At 53.4% G+C, this 19,070-nt stretch carries 13 protein-coding genes; 5 read left to right on the top strand and 8 right to left on the bottom strand.

Annotated elements, in window-relative coordinates; genetic code table 11:
- The first annotated feature begins 224 nt into the window (after positions 1-224).
- Complete coding sequence (locus tag C162_RS05595) at positions 225-2,087, top strand: LTA synthase family protein (RefSeq protein WP_036692147.1); 1,863 nt, start codon at positions 225-227, stop codon at positions 2,085-2,087.
- A gap of 162 nt (positions 2,088-2,249) precedes the next feature.
- On the opposite strand, the gene C162_RS05590 is transcribed toward C162_RS05595, so the two are convergent.
- Positions 2,250-2,681 (bottom strand): MarR family winged helix-turn-helix transcriptional regulator, encoded by a 432-nt coding sequence (locus tag C162_RS05590; protein ID WP_051493261.1) that lies wholly within the window; start codon positions 2,679-2,681, stop codon positions 2,250-2,252.
- A 252-nt stretch (positions 2,682-2,933) separates the two neighbouring features.
- On the opposite strand from C162_RS05590, the gene C162_RS05585 reads away from it, so the two are divergent.
- Positions 2,934-4,628: a methyl-accepting chemotaxis protein gene (locus C162_RS05585; protein WP_036692145.1), complete on the top strand. Its 1,695-nt coding sequence runs from the start codon at positions 2,934-2,936 to the stop codon at positions 4,626-4,628.
- A gap of 100 nt (positions 4,629-4,728) precedes the next feature.
- On the opposite strand, the gene C162_RS05580 is transcribed toward C162_RS05585, so the two are convergent.
- The 7 genes from C162_RS05580 to C162_RS05550 form a co-directional block, all read right to left on the bottom strand.
- Positions 4,729-6,738, bottom strand: a complete 2,010-nt coding sequence (locus C162_RS05580; RefSeq protein WP_036692142.1) for a putative bifunctional diguanylate cyclase/phosphodiesterase — start codon at positions 6,736-6,738, stop codon at positions 4,729-4,731.
- Positions 6,739-6,963: 225 nt separating this feature from the next.
- A complete protein-coding gene (locus C162_RS05575; RefSeq protein ID WP_051493260.1) occupies positions 6,964-8,628 on the bottom strand; it encodes a hypothetical protein in 1,665 nt (554 codons plus the stop codon).
- Positions 8,621-9,421 (bottom strand): ABC transporter ATP-binding protein, encoded by an 801-nt coding sequence (locus C162_RS05570; RefSeq protein WP_036692139.1) that lies wholly within the window; start codon positions 9,419-9,421, stop codon positions 8,621-8,623. Before C162_RS05570 ends, C162_RS05575 begins: the two co-directional genes overlap by 8 nt.
- 192 nt (positions 9,422-9,613) lie before the next feature.
- Positions 9,614-10,609, bottom strand: coding sequence for a Gfo/Idh/MocA family protein (locus tag C162_RS05565; RefSeq protein WP_179090485.1), 996 nt, complete (start codon positions 10,607-10,609; stop codon positions 9,614-9,616).
- Between the two features lie 14 nt (positions 10,610-10,623).
- Complete coding sequence (locus C162_RS05560; protein WP_036692279.1) at positions 10,624-11,577, bottom strand: 1,4-dihydroxy-2-naphthoate polyprenyltransferase; 954 nt, start codon at positions 11,575-11,577, stop codon at positions 10,624-10,626.
- A gap of 32 nt (positions 11,578-11,609) precedes the next feature.
- A complete protein-coding gene (locus C162_RS05555; protein WP_235218358.1) occupies positions 11,610-12,383 on the bottom strand; it encodes a DUF6081 family protein in 774 nt (257 codons plus the stop codon).
- Positions 12,384-12,431: 48 nt separating this feature from the next.
- Complete coding sequence (locus tag C162_RS05550; RefSeq protein WP_235218357.1) at positions 12,432-13,352, bottom strand: prenyltransferase; 921 nt, start codon at positions 13,350-13,352, stop codon at positions 12,432-12,434.
- A gap of 171 nt (positions 13,353-13,523) precedes the next feature.
- Between C162_RS05550 and C162_RS34130 the strand changes: the two genes are divergently transcribed.
- The 3 genes from C162_RS34130 to C162_RS34125 all read left to right on the top strand — a co-directional run bounded on the left by C162_RS34130 (position 13,524) and on the right by C162_RS34125 (position 19,044).
- Positions 13,524-15,893, top strand: coding sequence for a bifunctional diguanylate cyclase/phosphodiesterase (locus tag C162_RS34130; protein WP_051493258.1), 2,370 nt, complete (start codon positions 13,524-13,526; stop codon positions 15,891-15,893).
- Between the two features lie 121 nt (positions 15,894-16,014).
- Positions 16,015-16,638 carry an acetate uptake transporter gene (locus C162_RS05540; protein WP_036692138.1) on the top strand — a complete coding sequence of 208 codons (624 nt, stop codon included), beginning with the start codon at positions 16,015-16,017 and terminating at the stop codon, positions 16,636-16,638.
- A gap of 261 nt (positions 16,639-16,899) precedes the next feature.
- A complete protein-coding gene (locus tag C162_RS34125; protein ID WP_051493257.1) occupies positions 16,900-19,044 on the top strand; it encodes a bifunctional diguanylate cyclase/phosphodiesterase in 2,145 nt (714 codons plus the stop codon).
- Positions 19,045-19,070 lie beyond the last annotated feature (26 nt).

Genomic DNA, 19,070 nt, shown 5'->3' with positions numbered 1-19,070 from the left:
GTTTAACGCCGATATTAACCCGCCTGAGGGAATGGTCTGCGCCGGGTTCGTTCTAGCCGTAGTTTACGCGCGCTTCAGGGAGTATACGGCCGCTTCTGATTTTTGACATTCCTTCCCTGGCACTTCATAATAAGTTTTATTGATAATGGTATTCTTCTGTCCTCATGCTGCTGTTTCCTTTTCAGCCGGGAAACATGTTCATTTTATAGAAAGAAGGCGAAGCTGTGTCATCCCAAACTGTGAAACGATGGCTCCTTAAGCCATTTGTGTTCTTTTCCATTCTTTTTCTGCTCAAAAGCCTGCTGGCCTGGGGTGTAATCTTTGATGATTTAAAGTTCTGGCAATCCGTATTGACGGAGCTGCCCTTTGTCTGGGCCCTGTTTTTCCTGATTGAGCGCTTTGCTTCCAGACGGAAGCTCGGCTATTACATGACGGTCAATCTGCTGGTTACCGCGATCTTTTTTGCCGCCATTATGTATTTCAAATATTACGGGGTCATTGTCACTTACCATGCCGCCGAGCAGGTGAACCAGGTCACTGCCGTCAAGAACAGTGTGTTCTCATTGATGGACCCTTATTATCTGCTGATCTTCACCGATATCATTGTGCTGGGCTTCTACTTCTTCATTAACAAGAACGGCCGCACTTATAAAAAAGACCAGATCAACCGGCGCAGTGGCCGGACGCTGCATGTCGTACTGTTCGCCGTCTCGCTCGGACTCTGCCTGTTCAATATTCTTCCGAATAAGGCGAGCATGAATGAGATCAAGAAGGCCCAGGAGATGGGCATCCTTAATTATGAAGCATACACGATCTTTGCCAAAGATAAAACCGAGCTGGTAGAGGCTAGTGAAATCACACAGAGCACGATTAACCAGCTCAAGGGCACCGACGCTTCAGCAGTCTCCGCTTATGCCGGTGCCGCCAAGGGCAAGAATCTGATTGTGATCCAATTGGAGTCCTTCCAGAACTTCCTGATGGGTCTTAAGGTAGACGGCCAGGAGGTCACTCCTAACCTGAACCGTCTGATGGAGCAGAGCCTGTACTTCACGAACTTCTATCAGATGGTCGGCCAGGGCAACACCTCCGATGCGGAATTCGTGGTCAATTCGTCCTTCTATATTCCTCCGCAGGGTGCAGCTACCATGTCTTATATCGACAAGCAGCTGCCGAGTCTGCCCCGTCTGCTGGGAGATAACGGCTATCAGACGGCCACGTTCCACACCAACGTAGTGGAATTCTGGAACCGGGGCGAGCTGTACAAGGCCCTCGGCTGGCAGAAGTATTACGACCACCAGTTCTTCGGTGACGAGGACGCCTTCTTCTTCGGCGCTTCCGATGAGGTGCTCTACCGCAAATCCTCGGAGAAGCTGAAGGAAATGAGCGATGCAGGCCAGCCATTCTATGCTCAGGTCATCTCCATGTCGGCGCATCACCCGTTCACTATTCCTGAAGAGAAGCACAAGATGAAGCTTCCTGAGCGGTATGAAGGAACCTTTGTCGGCGATTATGTCCGGTCGCAGAACTATGCGGACTATGCCTTCGGACAGTTTGTAGATGAACTGAAGGCGAGCGGATTATGGGAGAACAGTCTGGTTATGGTCTACGGCGACCATATGGGACTGCCGATCTATTCGCTGGATCATGATGACAAGCAGCTAATGAAGGAAATCTACGGATATGATTACAGCTACGCCAATATGCTCAACATTCCGCTGCTCATCCATGGTGAGGGAATTGCTCCGCAGAAGCTTGCGCAGGTAGGCGGAGAAGTCGATATTATGCCTACGGCCGCCAGCCTGCTGGGGGTATCGATGGATAACAACATTCATTTCGGCCAGGATCTGCTCAGCCAGTCCTACAATCTGCTGCCGCAGCGGTATTACCTGCCTACCGGATCCTTCATTTCCAGCTCTGCCCTGCTGATTCCGGGCAACAGCTTCGAGGATAATACCCAATACCCGTTGGCTACCGGAGGTACTGCTCCGGCCGGCAACGAGGATGAATACAACCGTGCTCTGCGGCTGCGCCAGCTGTCTGACAGCTACGTTACACAATTGCCGGATAAAGAACCTGCCGTAGAATAGCCAGACACAAGTGGTAACGGTATCGTCCTTTTAAAGGACGGTACCGTTACAGCGAGAAATAGAAGGATAATGTATAGCGTAAAACATATAGCTTCTCATATTTAGACAAGAGGCAGCGCCTCTCCGTAACAGGAGAAGCGCTGCCTCTTTGTGATGCTTATGTTAACGCTCCTGATTCTCCAGCATGAGATAATAATCCGCGAAGTTCTCCAGCTCTGCCGGCTCCAGAATGGCCAGATGCTCTCCCAGCAGCAGCAGTGACCGGCGCTGTGCTTCTTCCAGCACCTCTTGCCCCTTGCCGGTAATCGTGACGATCACCGCTCTGCGGTCATTCTCGTCAGGCACGCGGGCGATCAGCTCCAGCAGCTCCAGGCGGTCGAGCATGACGGTGACTGCACTGGACTTCACTTCCATCTTGTCCGCCAGCTGAATCACCCGTGCCTTCTGCTCCTGAAAGATCATATGTAACAGCCCGAATTGCGGCACAGTCAACCCCAATTCCTTATGCATTGACATCTGTGACATGATTCTGCGCTGAACCTTCCACATGGATAATCCCACACGTTCGATCAAAGGATTGACTTCTTGTGACATCCCTTCAGCTCCCAATCCGTTTATTCTGCCTCAAGCGTACCATTATACCGGTCCGACATACAATATTTTTTGAATATAAAATAGGATTAGGGGCCTGTTTTTCAATGATTTTTTATACATAATCCATCATTTTCCGACACAAAAACTCTTTTTTTCCGACATACGCTCAAACCGCAGCGTATGCGCTATAATCGTAGCAGTGAACCGCAAAATTCACTTAATCTTTTAGAGTCAGGGCTGGTGATATTTGTTATGAAATTGGCAACAAAATTAACATGGATGATGCTGATTGTATTGCTACTGGTTGGTTCATCCATAGGCTTCTTCGGTTATCATGCGGCTTACAAGCAGATCGATGAAGCTGCAGGTATTGAATTGGTAGGCTGCGCCAATATAACCACCGGCCTTATCGATCCTGCCGACATAACCGCTCTGGCTGCCGGGGATACCAGCAAGCTGGCTGCAATCGAAGACCGCATCGGATGGATCAGTGATCACAAGCCTATTTTCAAAGAAGCCTTCATTCTTTCACTGGACGGCAAGGTGCTGGCCGCTGACAAGAACTTCAAGAAACGAGGCTACAAAGCCGGAGACCCCTTCTACTTCTCAGATGAAGATAAAGAAATGATTACCACCATGAAGCATTCCGCCTACTCGAAAGTGTATACATATCAGGGTACCTCCCTCAAAACCGGCTACGGCCCCATCTATCAGGACCATGACCCTACCAAACCCATCATTGCATTAATGGCGATTAACTTCGACGGCCCGTTAATTCAATCCCGGACCATGGATATCATCACCCAGCCCTTCCTGATCGGCAGCTCGATTCTGATTATTGCAATTCTCGCCGCCTATCTGCTCATCCGCCGGATGGTCAGCCCGCTCACCAAGTTGTCTGCATCAGTCAACACGGTAGCCAAAGGCGATCTGACCCGGAAACCGCTGCTCTTCACGGCCAAGGACGAGGTCGGCAAGCTTGCCCGTGACTTCAATGACATGACCCTGAATCTGCGTGACCTGATCACACAGGTCAATGATACATCCATGCTGGTTGCCTCCTCTTCCCAGGAGCTGTCCGCCAGCGCCCAGGAGACCAACCGGGCCGGAGAGCACAGCGTTAATGTCACCCTGAATCTGGCCGACGGGGCACATACCCAGCTGCAGAATCTGGAGGGCAGCTTCAAGGCCGTACAGGATATGTCGCATTTCATTACTGAAATTGCAGGCAATGCGGACAGCGCGATGAATCAGGCAGCCATCAACTCCCAGAAAGCCCGGACAGGCCGGGAATCTATGGACTCGACCACCTCCCAGATGGCCGTTGTTGGCGCGAGCATCTCGGATCTTTCCGGCATTATCGAGACGCTGGGCAGCCATTCCAAAGAGATTGAGAATATTGTCGGCACCATAGCCAGTATTGCCGAGGAGACGAACCTGTTATCCCTTAATGCGGCTATTGAAGCTGCACGGGCCGGAGAAGAGGGCCGCGGCTTCGCCGTTGTGGCAGGCTCTGTACGCAAGCTGGCTGAACGTTCGGCCGGATCTGCCCGCCAGATCGGTGAGCTGGTCAGTCTGATTGTCCAGCAGATGGACAAGGCCGGAGAGACCATGAAGCACTCCACGGAAGAGATGCATCACGGCAAAGAGATGATTATAGCCGCCGGACATTCTTTCTCCGAGATTGAGTCTTCCGTCTCCGATATGTCTGCACACAGCCAGCAGATTTCGGCCACCGTGCGTGAGCTGGCCCTGCTCTCTGAAGGGCTTGTCGCTTCGATCCAGAAGATCGTAGCGGTCTCCAATCAGACAGCAGAAGGCGCGGAGACCTTGTCCGCTTCATCCCAGGAGCAGCTTGCGGCCATGCAGGAGGTCGAATCCTCCGCCGCATTCCTCTCCTCTCTGGCAGAGAAGCTGCAGGTATTAGTCGAAAATTTCAAAATTTAGGCTGGAGTCTCATATATTTATCTACGAAAAAGGCTGCCCTGATGTGGAATAACCCTCCACATCCAGGACAGCCTTTTTTGTGCAACAGCAATCAGATACATTATGCTGTATTCTCAATAAACCATTGGCCCAATTCGTTAACCGGCATCGGACGCCCGTAGTAGAAGCCCTGCATCACCCGGCAGCCCAGCGATTGCAGCAGCTCAATCTGCTCTGTAGTCTCCACGCCCTCGGCCACAACCTCCATGTTCAGATTGCTGGCAATGGCAATGATGTTGCTGATGATCGCTTTCTTGGAATGCATCTTACTCTTGCGGATGAAGACCTGATCAATCTTCAGGGTGTTCACCGGAATCTCATCCAGATTGCCAAGCGAGGAGAAACCGGTTCCGAAATCATCCAGGGATACCCGCACACCGAGATCCCGCAGCTTGGAGAGCTGGGCAACCGTCTCTTCCATATTGTTCATGGCAATCGATTCGGTAATCTCCAGTTCAAGGAAATGCGGCGCAAGGCCCGAACGCGACAGTGCCTCTTCCACTACCTCATACAGGCTACCGCTTTCAAACATCCGCGCCGACATATTAATCGAGACCGCTACACTGGCAACCTTTGCCTGATGCCAGAGCATATTCTGTCCGCACACCTCATGCAGCATCCAGTATGTAATAGGGACAATCAGGCCGGTCTCCTCGGCGATCGGAATGAACTCCCCCGGAGAGATGACGCCATGCTCCGGGTGTCTCCAGCGCAGCAGCGCTTCAAGCCCCACGGTGACATTCAGCAGCGAATCCCATTTGGGCTGGTAGACCACCATGAATTCCGAACGGGCCATCGCCTTGCGCAGATCCTTCTCAAGTGACATCCGCCGGACCTGATGACGGTTCATCTCCAGATCGAACACACTGAATTTATTCTTGCCCGAATCCTTGGAAGTATAGAGCGCCGTATCGGCCGCTTTCATTAGCGCTGAACGATCGGTGCCGTGCGCCGGAGTCATACTGATTCCCACACTCGCAGTTACGTACAATTCGTTACCTTCAATGCTGTAAGACTTCTTGAGCTCCTGGAGGATATGCTGTGCCACTTCCTCCGCCGCCACGGCGGTGCAATCCGGCAGTGCAATCAGGAATTCATCCCCGCCAAGCCGGAACACTTTCCCCTTCCCGCCCACGCAGCAGGTCAGCCTGGCAGATACGTCCCGCAGCAGCAAGTCTCCAATATCGTGCCCCAGCGTATCATTAATCGATTTGAAGCGGTCCAGGTCAACAAAAAACACGGCGCCGGAGACCCCGCCGAAGAAATCATCCTTGAAGTAGCGCTCCAGACCGTGCCGGTTCGGCAGCTCGGTGAGCGGGTCATGATAGGCCATTCGCTCCAGTACATCCCTGTCCAGAAAAACATTGCCGCCGGAGATTGCCAGCACGAACAGGGTAACCAGTGAAATCCCTGTCAGCAGAACCACATCAGTCTCCATCAGCATGGGGGCAGGCGCCTGCCAGCTGTAATTATGCAGATCGCTTGCTCTCAGACTCGTATAATGCATACCGGTAACCGCCAGGGCGATGAATAGTGCCGAATACAGCTTCCAGGGGCTGAAGACCGTATGATCCTTGAATCTGTGGAACATTAGAATTCCGATGTAGGAAGCAGCAAGAGCAATCAGTACCGATACAGCCTGATCCATTGCCCTGTAATGAATCTTGGCCTCCATCTCCATGGAGGCCATTCCAGCATAATGCATGAACGATATGCCGCTGCCGAGTATGCCGCCGCCCGCAAGAAGCCGCCAGCTTCTCTGGCGGGCAGCCGTAACCATCTGAAGGGTTGCATAGCAGGAGGACATAATAATTAGCAGGGACACGGCAGCCATCACCGGATGGTAGCTGACCTTGAACGGCAGCCGGCTGGCCATAATGCCGACAAAATGCATAGCCCAGATTCCGCCGCCAAGCACACAGGCACCCGAGAGCAGCCAGAGACGTCTGACCCGGCCCGCGGAATGGGAAACCTGCGAAATCAGATTAAGCGCGGAGTATGCTGCTGCGGCAGCTAGCCCATAGGATAGTAAAACAATCCAGATATTATAGTGGATTCCCATTTGATCCATAGTTGACCTCTTCACTGGTTATAGTATCAGCGTCGTTTCAGGGTCTATCTTAAGTTATAAATCAATATACGAATAGCGGATAAATGGAAGAGTATATAATGATTACAGGTATTCTCTGAAAACTAACATTAGCTGTATTTTACCCTGTATTCACCGGGCTGTCTAAGTAAATAATGGAACTTGGACCCTTTTTTGAACGCCGGCAAAAATTGTCCATATTTGTCCTCAGCCGCCTGCGCGGAGGGTTGGAAATCCGTTGTCCCGGGAGGCGTCCGGCAGGAAGGCCCTGCGCCAGATCCAGGCATTCGCAGCTACCAGAATTACCATGTAGATGTATATTCCTGCAGGAATCAGGGTGAAGACATAGTGTAATCCGGCAAGCCCCCCCAGAATGAACAACTGGATAAAGGCGCTGCCGGTGAATTCCTTCCGCTGCGCCGCCTCATACTTCTCCGAGAACGGGAGCGCCTTCGGGAACGTAAGGAAGCAAATAACGGCATACAGCAACAGAGCCAGCAGGACTACTACCATGTCTGCTATAATCCAGGAGCCTAAGAGAGCGATGAACACCGCCGCCTCCAGCAGAAAGAGCGGAACCAGCAGCTTCACGACCGCTGCCTTCAGCATTCCCCGGTAGACCAGCCCCTTGCCCGGCAAAGGAATCACCTGATAGATCCACGCACCCTTATAGCTGGCCGAGTAACGGACCATCTGCACGACTGTCATCAGCAGCAGCGCGCTGTAATAGATAAACAAAAAGGACTTGGAGCTTCTGATCCCGGCCAGATCGCCGCTCCATACCTGATTGAAGATGAAGATAAAGGGAAAGATCAGCGAGAAGCCGATGGTCGGATAGACCCGGAGCTTGAACTCGCGTTCATTCTTCATCATCGACCAGGTGAAGCGGAAGAACATGGCCTCCGCTTTGTTCCGGCACACGGTCTCCGACAGCATCCGGGCAAACCGCCCGTTATCCCTGCCCTCTGCGCCATGCTCAGCCAGTTTCTGGAGGCTGCGTTCAAATACCGGCATCAGCCGGATGTAGGCGGCGAACATCACGGCAGGCACCACCACAGAGAGCGCTGTCAAAATAATCACGGACCGGCTTCCTGTTCCGCCTCCCAGCAGCTCGAACGGTGCCCCGAACCAGACCGGAGCCAGCAGGAAATGCCACCAGGCTGTAGCGAATTCCAGGCCCAGCGTTGATAGATTGAATATCCGGCTAACCAGCTGTGCACCGACAGTTACCGCCACAGACAGGATAATCTGTACGTAGTTGATGATGTCCTTGAGCTTTTCCCCGTCAAAGAACCTCAGGATCAGCAGATAGATTAACGCAGTGAACACCAGAATGAAGCCGTCCATCAGCAGAATCTCAGCCGCGTACAGGAAGAAGAAGCCCGGCCCGTGCCGGAATAAAGAGAAGAGCAGCGAGGGTCCGGTGAAGGTCAGCGTTAAGGTCAGCAGATAGATCAGAATATGTAAGCTCTTGGCCATGTTCAGTGTGCGGCGGTCCACCGGCTTGGAGAAGAGGATATTCTTATCCCGCAAATCCAGCATTACCGTCGAGAAATCGGAGATCAGCGTTGTGGTGATCAGGAACATCACTATACTGAACAGCAGACTCATCATCAGGATATGATGGTCTCTGGGCGCAACCATGGCGATCAGCATCAGCCCCAGCAGCAGATAGATCCACTGGACTCTGAAGGGCGAGCCCTCCATCTCCAGCTTGGAATTCTGCGACCCGGAGAACAGGGTAGGTGTCCGTCTGCCATCCATCGTCAGCTTGACCTGAAGAATGCGGCGCATGAGCGCATAATCGGCTCCCAGCCCCTTAAAGATCCACTGTACCCGGTCAAGCAGCTTCAGAATCCGGAATTCAGTCATACGCCGCACCCGCGCCAATCACAGCCACGAACTCACTTGCAATATCCCTGTATTGATCGAACCCGGTCAGCTGATTGAAAATCTCCTCCAGCGACCCCTCCCGGCTCTGCTCCCGCAGCTGCGTGAAGGTACCGTCCGCGACAATATCGCCTCCATCCAGCAGGATGATCCGGCTGCTGATTCTCTCGACCACATCCATAATATGCGAGGAATAAAAGATCGTCTTGCCCCTGGCGGCAAGCGTGGCGAAGATTTCCTTGACCACCATTACACTGTTAGCATCCAGTCCGCTGAGCGGCTCATCCAGGAACAGAATATCCGGGTCATGCAGCATGCTGGCAATCAGCAGCACCTTCTGCTTCATTCCCTTGGAGTAAGAGGCAATCCGCATATCATAGGCCTTCTCCATACCCAGCAGCCCCATCAGCTTCCGCGCCTTGTCATCGGCATCCGCCTGCTTCAGTCCATACAGCTCACCGGTGAAGGTCAGATACTCCCGCGCCGTCAGGCTGTCATATAGCTCTGCCACCTCGGGCACGTATCCGATCCTTCTTTTGTACGCTGTATCCCCGTCTGAGATATCCCTGCCAAAAATCCGTATCGTTCCGTTATATCCCTCCACCAGCCCGAGCATAATCTTGACTGTCGTGCTTTTGCCGGCCCCATTGGGTCCGATATATCCGATAATCTGCCCACGGTATACCTTCAGATCAATTCCCCGCAGCACCATCCGGTCACTATAATTCATCCACAAGCCCTCAATTGAGATAACCGGCTCTTCCGTTAAGACCATTGACGTCTCTCTCCCTTCGGTAAGCGTACTCTTCCTTCCAGCAACAGAAAGTACCATTAACCCTATTCTAGCAAATTTTAGCACTTGATTCCTGTGATTAATCGCAGCGGGAATTCTGCATAGACCCGAAAACAGCAAAAAGAGCAGCCCCTAGGCTACTCTTGATGAATTTGCTATGCGGACAAGGAATGATTACCTTAAGCGGATTCGCTCACGCCTCCGGGCAGATTCCAGACAGCTCTCGATCAGCCTCATATTCAGCAGCGGGTCCTCTTCCGCAATCCAGGGCTTGCCGCTGAAGACTGCCCTGGCGAAATGGTCGGCCTGCTGGACGTAAGGGTTAGCACCAACGGCCTCGACACGCCGGGGCTCACCGCCCCCGTACACGAAGAACTCCGCATCATCGAATCTGGCGTTGAACGGCATCGGAATTTCGATCCGCCCCTGCGTACCGAGGACCTCCAGCAGCTGGCGGTTGTACGCCCACATCCCGCAGTCGAAGATCAGGCTCTTCCCGCCGGGGAACTCCACTAGCCCGGAGGCCACCATATCTACATTGTCATGCTCCGGCGAGAACAGCGCGTGCACGGTTACGGCTTCAGGCTCTGTACCGAACAGCAGCCGCGCGGCTGTGAGCGGGTAGCAGCCGACATCATAGAGTGATCCGCCTCCCCAGGCAGCGTTGAAGCGGATGTTGGAGGTATCCGTAGCATCGTTATAGGTGAATGTGCCGCGGATGGAACGCACCGCACCAATCTCGCCGCTGGCGATAATCACCTGCAGCTCATTGATGCGCGGATGATGGCGGTACATATAAGCCTCCGCCAAGTGAACGCCCGCCTTCCGGCAGGCCTCTACCATCTCGGCCGCCTCACGGCTGTTCAGCGCAATCGGCTTCTCGCATAGGATATGCTTACCGGCTTCAGCCGCGCGGATCACCCATTCACAGTGGAGATGATTGGGAAGCGGAATGTAGACGGCATCCACCTCCGGGTCCGCAAGCAGCTCTTCATAGCTGCCATATGCCTGCTCAATGCCGAATTCAGCGGCTACGCTGCTGCTCTTCGTGAGTCCACGGCTGGCAACCGCCCGGATCACTCCGGTCTCGGACTCCTGGATTGCTGGCATTACCGAACCCGTAGCAATCTGCGCGCAGCCCATAATTCCCCAGCGAAGCTTCTCTCCCAAAGTTATCACCTTCCTTATCTTAGTGTGACCCATATAACAGCTATACCCAGCACAAGGATTCTTGCCGCACTCATAAGCACGAAATTCTTCACCGCCAGAATGAAGGTCGTGCCTTTATGCTGCTCCTGATAGAAACGTGCAATATTGCGGTGCAGCGGAATCAGGGTCAGCAGGAGCAGCAGGACCAGGACCGGATGGACCCCGAGCAGCACCAGCACAATCAGATCGGCAAAAGACACATAATAGAGCAGCCTCCACAGCAGCAGCGCATTCTCCCGTCCGATGTAGACCGGCAGCGTGTATCTGCGGTTCTCGATATCATCTTCAATATCGCAAATATTGTTCGCCAGCATAATTCCGGCAATACCCAGAATGGCCGGGACGGAGAACCAGAACAGATACAGCACCTCAAGGAAATTGATATGCAGGCTGATCCATTCGCCCTTCAGCAGCAGCGTGACCACCGCCTGATCCGAATGAATATAGGCCGAGATGAAAATAATGACGAACCCCATGAACAGCCCGGAGAACAGTTCTCCGAGCGGCATCCGCGAGATGGGGATCGGTCCGAAGGAGTACAGGATGCCGATCAGGAACGAGAGTCCCCCGAGCAGGAATACCAGCAGTCCGGTCTGGAATACCAGGGCAATGCCCCCGCCTGCCGCCAGCACAAGGAGAATGACGATCAGCGCCACCACCGTAGACTCCTTCAGCTTGAAGCGGACAATCGGATTATGGGTCTCATACCCGTAGCCATGGGTTTTGGCAGCCTTTTTGAAATCATAATAGTTGTTGATTGCTGTTGTTGCCATATCAAAGCTTAAGAGGGACACCAGCATCAACACGAAGCGCAGGATATAGAAGTCCTCGAACCGGTACAGGGCATACAGCGTCCCCAGCAGCAGCGGGAGCATACTGGCCACCTTCGTCGGCAGCTCGACAAACTTGAAGAAAGTTCTTATATTCACGGCCATTCATCCTTATCAGTCATATGAGCACGTTACTGTGCAGTGGTTGTAATAGTAATCGGCGACCATTCAGCGATAACCGTCTGTCCGTGCGCCGACACGCTGCCTTCCGGGGTCAGGTCCTTCTCTGTCATGATGCCCAGAGCAATGGTGAAGCTGTTGAATTTCACGGGCACATTCCGCTCGCGCCGCACCTCATTGCCATTTACATAGAAGACAGCCTCATTGTTACCCCGGTGGTAGGTGATGGCGTACGTGTTGAATTCACGCGGCTTGAAGTCCGTATTCTCCTTGAAAATACAGAAGTATTTGGTTCCTCCCGTCTCGGGTACGGTTACCCCGGGGAACGGAAGGATGCCGTACACACTCGCATATTTATCGTTGCCCGCGAAGAAATCAAGCGCCGCGCCTGTGGTGAAGTCCAGCAGATTCAGTGACACATAGCCGTCATACAGATCCCCCGGGGCAGTGCCCTGTGTGCGGGCGCGGATCTGGAGCTCGAAGCGGATTTCGCCTGCCTCCGGGATGTCTACCGGCCGGGCCGAATAATACATATGCTTGGCATTATCCAGAATCTGCACCTGATCATGACGGCGGCTCAGCTGAGCCCGTACGTACAGATGATCATTACGCACGATCACCACCGCTTCCGGCTCACGATACGCCCAGAACGAGCCGTCCGACAGCTTGAAGCCGCCCGTTTGCCAGACCTTTCCTTCTTCCAGAATCGTATGGAAATCCCCGATCACCATTTGCTTGCCCTGTGTTGCAGGCATATCTTCGTTCGTTGGCAGATGCTTGTCCATGAATTCTCCCGCTTTCTTTAGTGTAGTAGCCTATCCATTTCTTATATTCTAAAATAGACCCTGAATCAGCAGCGCCACCGTCATGACCGCCCCGCAGCGTACCGATGCGCGCTGTGAAGCACCCATAAGCGGCAGATAAGCTTCAGAAGGATTCTCCGGCTGGAGGCTGCGGTAGATCCGTATCGGGGCAATGGCTGTCAGCAGAGCGAGCAGCGCATATACCGGCAAGATATGAAGCAGCACACATGCAATCAGTGAAGCATAAGAGATATAGAGCAGCACCTGGGAGAAAATCAGCGCTCTGCGTTCCCCCCATACCACGACCAGTGTAAGCTTGCCGGCCTGCTTGTCAGCTCTCCAGTGCAGAAAGTGATGATTGAACAGCAGCAGGGTAGTGAGCAGCCCGCTTGGCAGCGAGAGCAGCACCGGCTTCAGGCTGAACGCTCCCGTCTGAACAAAATAAGCGCCAAGCACCGGCATTAATCCAAAGGCAAGAAAGATGGCAAGCTCGCTGTAGCCCTTGCCCCGGTATCCGAACCGCAGCGGCGGCGCCACATAGAAATAAGCGATCAGCGCCCCTCCGGCCACGAACCACAGAATCTCCCAGCCGCTGTAGAGACTGAGCAGCAGACCGCAGCCAGCCGCAACGGCCAGCAGACCCCAGGTCAGCAGAGCAAACAGCGACTCACGCATAACGCCCCCCGACAGGAACCCGGAGTTCGTGGAGATGGCTCCAGGAGTATGCTGGGCCTCTGTATCGGTTCCGTTGCGGAAATCCCACAAGTCATTTACCATATTGGAGAATAAATGGGCTGCAGCCGCTCCAATGAACGTTATTACAAATAAAAACGGATGGAATACTCCCTGCCATACATAGGCCCCGGCCGTTCCCAGGACAACCGGTATGAGCATAACAGGGATCACTCCAAACCGTGAGGCTTTCTTAAATATGTTCCACTTCTCCATCATGCCAAGAAATATCTCCTTTTATTATTATTTGATAATGATTATCATTAAATTATTATACATCAAAATTCGACACTTTGGACAGATTTACGCTGCAAAATATTCCCTAATCGTGGTACACTATAATCGATGGTACTTATTTCCTATTAAATCTTAAATAATGAAGGGGATCAGATGAAACTCCGCCAAAAAATAATCATCTTCATTAGTTTTGTCGCTATCCTCGGCATTGGCGCCACCTATCTGATGCTTCACCTGATTCTGCTGAACCGCTTCGAGAAGCTGGATGAGGCAGAGCTGGAGCGCAACCTGAGCAAGGCTACCGCTGCTTATCATCAAGAGCTGGAGAACCTGAGAACGGGACTCCTTGATGTTGCTGTCCGTGATGAAACCTACAGGTTCATGGAGAATTCAGCAGCTACCGGCTCTGCTGACTCCGGTAGTACGGTTGCCGCCTTCATCCGCAACAGCCTTGAACCGGCTGCTTATCCAATGAATCATTTCGATATGATTGCCCTGCTTGATCTAGACGGACAACCGCTGTATGGCGGCTCTTATGATCTGCCGGCAGGAATGGTCACCCCGTTAACCCAGGAGCAGCTAACGCTAATGAAGCTGATCCGAAGCCGTCTGCCTGTGCCGCAAGCTCCCGGCGAGAGCCGGAGCGGCTTCGTTAATCTGGACAAGGGGACTATGCTAATTACCCTTACACCTATTCTTAACAGCAGCAAGGACAAGCCGGTCATCGGAACGGCCATTGCCGGACAGATGCTGCACCAGGACCGGATCGCTCAGATCTGGGAGGATACCCTGTCAAAGGTGGAGATGTTGCGCCTCACCACCCCCCTGCTTGCGGATAGCGGAGGCGAACGCGTCTGGACTAGCTCTGCCCGAGGCGGGCAGATGTGCATTCATACAGTACTAGACGATCTGTTCGGCGATCCCGGAATGGTCCTCACCCTAAAGGAACCCCGCCAGTTCTACAACAGCGGGCTCAAGTCGCTCTCCACCTTCCGTATATTCTATTTCATCTCCATTATGTTAATGCTGGGCGCAAGCCTCCTCTTCGTGAACCGGTTCATTCTGAGAAGAATGTCTTCTCTGGTCCGCAACATCCGTAGAATCGGCAGCAGCAAGGATCTGTCGATCCGGATTCCCAGCTCCGGGCAGGATGAATTCAGCGAGGTTGAGGTCGAATTCAACCGGATGATTGATTCGCTGGAGCAGACCCAGGACGAGCTGCGGCAGCAATCGATGCTGGACCCGCTGACCCGGCTGCCCAACCGCTCCCTGTTTTTCGACAAATTAAATGAAGCGATTGCCGCCGTTAAGGGAAGTGACCGCCAGATCGTGCTGGTCTTCATTGATCTGGATCATTTCAAGACGGTGAACGATACCCTCGGCCATGATTTCGGCGATGCTATCCTCAAGGAGACTGCCTTCCGCATCACACAGGTTGTCGGCAAGCATGATGTGGTCTCCCGGCTCGGCGGGGATGAATTCACCATTCTGCTCTACGATGTGCCTGATGAAGGCAGCATTGCCCGGCAGCTCTCCCGGATTCAGGAAGCCCTGTCCATGCCGCACCGGATCAAAGGACATCTTCTATATAATACCGCTAGCATCGGCATCAGTATTTATCCGCAGAACGGGGAAGACGCCGATTATCTGGTCAAGCAGGCGGACCTGGCTATGTTCCACGTCAAGGAGACCGGTCGCAATAATATTTTTCAGTATTCAGAGGATCTGGAAGCAGGCATCCGGCGCAAAAAAGTACTGGCCCAGCAGCTCCTCTCCGCTGCCGCCGGGAACGAGTTCGAGCTGCACTACCAGCCGATTCTCAGCACGGGGCATGGACAGGTGTCCAAGGTGGAGGCCCTGCTGCGCTGGAACAATCCGGGCTATGGCAATATCTCACCGGCCGAATTCATTCCGCTGGCGGAGAGCAGCGGCTCCATTGTCGGCATCGGCAGCTGGGTGCTGCGCCAGGTCTGCTCTGATATGCGCGATTTCCGCAGCCGGGGGCTTGAGCTTACAGCCGCAGTGAACATCTCCGCGCTGCAGCTCATGCAGCCGGGCCTGCTGGAGCTGCTCTTAGAGCTGCTGGATGAATATGAGCTGCCGGCCTCCAGCCTGGAGCTGGAAATCACGGAGAGCGTGCTCGTCTCCGGGGACGGCATCTTCCTGTCGCTGCAGCAGCTTCGGGCCCATGGCTTCCGGATCTCGCTGGATGATTTCGGTACCGGCTTCTCCTCCCTCAGCTATCTGCGGCGCTTCCCGGTGGATGTGATCAAGATTGACCGTTCCTTCATCTCCGAGATGTCGCGGGAGGCCCAAGGGGATGTGCTCGTCAAGGCGATTATCGAGCTGAGCCATAATCTGGGGCTGCGCGTAGTCTCTGAAGGCATTGAGCATAGAGAGCAATTCGATATGCTGCGGGAGCTGGGCAGCGACGAGCTTCAGGGTTACTATATCAGCCGGCCGCTTCAGGCCCAGGCGCTATATTCTTTTCTGGAGCGAGGTAATTATTACACCAGACGATAAGAGACTTCTTTATAGGCAAGCTACTGGCGATATGATATGATAGGCAAGCTGATAACAGCACCCGACCCAGGGTGCTGTTATCCTATGCGAACACTTATGAAAATTGGAGGCTTTCATTGTTATGTCAGCGCAACCGCACACCGCACAGTCCGTCAAAATCGTTACCGCCGACCCTAGCGCCATCGGCTTATTCGGACTAGCCATCGTTACCCTGGTCGCTTCTTCACAAAAGCTCGAAATTACAACAGGTCTCAGCTACTGTATTCCATGGGCCATCTTCCTTGGAGCCTTCGCCCAGCTATTCGCATCCATCCAAGATGCCAAGCACAACAACACCTTCGGCATGACTGCCTTTGGCGCCTATGCGTTCTTCTGGTTCGGCATGGGAGCAAGCTGGCTGATCAAGCTCGGTGTATTCGGTGCAGTGCTGGCAGAGGGCGTTGATCCCAAGCAGCTGGGATTTGTTTTTGCAGGATATCTTGTGTTCACACTCTTCATGACGCTCGGCGCCGTTGAGGCGAACCGCGTACTGCTGATTATCTTCATCCTGATCGATTTCCTGTTCCTCGGACTCTCGATGGATGCCTTCGGCGTTGCTGCGGAATTCTTCCACAAGCTGGCTGCCGTATCGGAAATGGCTATCGGTATTGTTTCGCTCTACGGCTGCGGCGCATCTGTGCTCAACGCCCACTTCGGACGTACCTTCCTGCCGATTGGTGCCCCGCTGGGCATCTTCAAAAAATAGCTCCGGCCTTCCAGCCGGGCAGGGCCATGCCCTTCTGTCAAAAAACTCGGATAAATGCTTACTGCCCTTTTATGCAGACGGTGTTTATCCGTTTTTGGATTCAGCCGGGTTTTGTTAGGAATCCCCTTGCGCAAACATGATAATAATGACATGCTATAGATACCCAAGCGACATTTATCGACATTTCCCTGCGGTCTAGGAACCGCTTATTATACGCTTTGACATCTGCGGCTTTTATTTTTCCGGTATCGGGGGCAATCCATGGCTTTCCTTAGTAAAAAGCCTTTAAGCATCATCATCGGCTTCATCATCGTCCTGCAGCTCTGCCTGTTCTATTACTATTCCGTTTCCCTGTCCCGGGAATATAGAGCCGAGAAAGCGGATCTGGCCTCACAGGCGGTCACGCTGGCCTCGAACATCGAAGAACGGGTGGCCATTGTGAAAGGGGTCAGCTCCTTTATCCAAACTGTCGGCTTCGATGCCGATCCTGCACTCATCCAGAGCTACCTGGTCACCGCACACGCCAAGAACACCAGCAACGTCACGAATATCATGATCGCTCCGGATGGTCTGATCCGCTACCTCTACCCGCTTGAAGGCAATTCGTCACTGCTAGGCAGAAGCCTGCTGCTGGATTCCTCCCTGGCCTCTCCCGGCATGATCCAAGAAACGCTCCGTTCCCGCAGCATTACAGTAGACGGTCCGCGCACACTTGCCCAGGGCGGCTATGGCATGGTGATCCGGCAGGCTATCTATAAGGATAACTCTCTGGAGGGCATCGTCTCCGTCACCGTAAAGATTGATAATATCATTAACCAGCTTGTGTATAAGGATAGTAATATCTACGTCACTACCAAGGATCATACCTTCCTGTTCGGCAATGAATCCAGTGCGTTGGACCGGCAGCTCACCGTTCCCGTCAACACCTACAATCAGCACTGGCTGATGGGGATCTCCCTGCCCTCCCACAAGAAATGGCAGGTGCTGCTCAGCGTGCTGTGGATTGATATTGCTTTTCTGCTGGTGATTGCCTTCATTCTATATATCTTCTGGTATCAGAGCCGCTTCAACCGTGAACTGGAGAGGGTGGTCAGCATCCGGACCAGGGACCTGCGTATTTCCAAGCGCCTCTATGAGAAGCTTGCCCATTACGACAGCCTGACAGAGATCCCCAACCGGCGCTTCTTCATGGATGAATTCGAGCGTCTGCTGCAGAGCTCGGAGCCGACGCAGACCTATACCTTATTCTTTTTCGACCTGAACCGGTTCAAGGAGATTAATGATACTCTCGGACATTCTACAGGGGACCAGGTGATCAAGACCCTGGCCGGACGGCTCAAATCCGGGAGCCTGCCCTTCAAGCTGTTCGCCCGTACCGGCGGAGATGAATTCGTGATGATCTTCGCTGGGCTGCCGCACACGGATATTCCTGTGATCGCCGGTCAGATCAGCATGCTGATCTCACAGACCCTCCTGATCTCGGGAGCACATCTGAGCCTGTCGACCAGTATCGGCATCTCCCTGTACCCCGAACACTCGCAGAATACAGACGATCTGCTGAAATTCGCTGACATGTCTATGTACCAGGCTAAGTCGCAAGAGGACGTCAATTACTTCATCTTCGACTGGGGGCTGCGCGAGAAGCTGGAGCAGAAGACGATGATCGCCAAATACCTGCACTCCGCCCTGGAGCGGGAAGAATTCGTGCTCTACTATCAGCCCCAGATCAACGCCATCACAGGAGAAATGATCGGGATAGAGGCGCTGATCCGCTGGAATCACCCCGAGAAGGGGCTGATTGGACCAGGGACGTTCATCACCGCAGTCGAAGAAGCCGGGCTGATGATCCAGCTGACCGACTGGGTGCTTCGTGAGGTATGCCGCCAGCTGTGCGAGTGGCGCAGCCTGGGGATGCCGCTGCTGCGGACTTCAATTAATATCTCCAACAGCTGGTTCTACAACCGTAACCTGATTGAGAATCTGTTCGCCGTGCTTGACGAGTACGGACTGGATACCGGTGTGCTGGAATTTGAAATTACCGAGAGCACCGCGCTGCTGGAGGAGCATTATCCGTTGCTGCAGCAGATGCGCGATCACGGGATCATCGTCTCCATCGATGATTTCGGCACGAAATATTCTTCGCTCAATTACCTGAAGCATTTTCCCGTGAACAAAATCAAGATTGACCGCACCTTCATCACCGGCATCGGCGTCAGCTCCATTGATGAGACTATCATCAAATCCATCGTCTTCGTCGCCTCCCAGCTTGGCTATGACCTAATTGCCGAAGGGGTCGAGACGCAAGAGCAGCTGGCCTTCCTGGTGCAGCATAATTGCCCGCATATTCAGGGATTCCTGTTCTTCCCTCCGCTGCCTGCCGATGAGATCCGCAAGCTGGTCTCCTGATCCTGGCAGGATGCTTTGCACGCGGG

Origin of the sequence: Paenibacillus sp. FSL R7-269, from assembly GCF_000517865.1 — a bacterium.
In the GTDB taxonomy this organism is placed as follows: domain Bacteria; phylum Bacillota; class Bacilli; order Paenibacillales; family Paenibacillaceae; genus Paenibacillus_AQ.
This window is presented reverse-complemented; position numbering and strand designations above follow the sequence as displayed.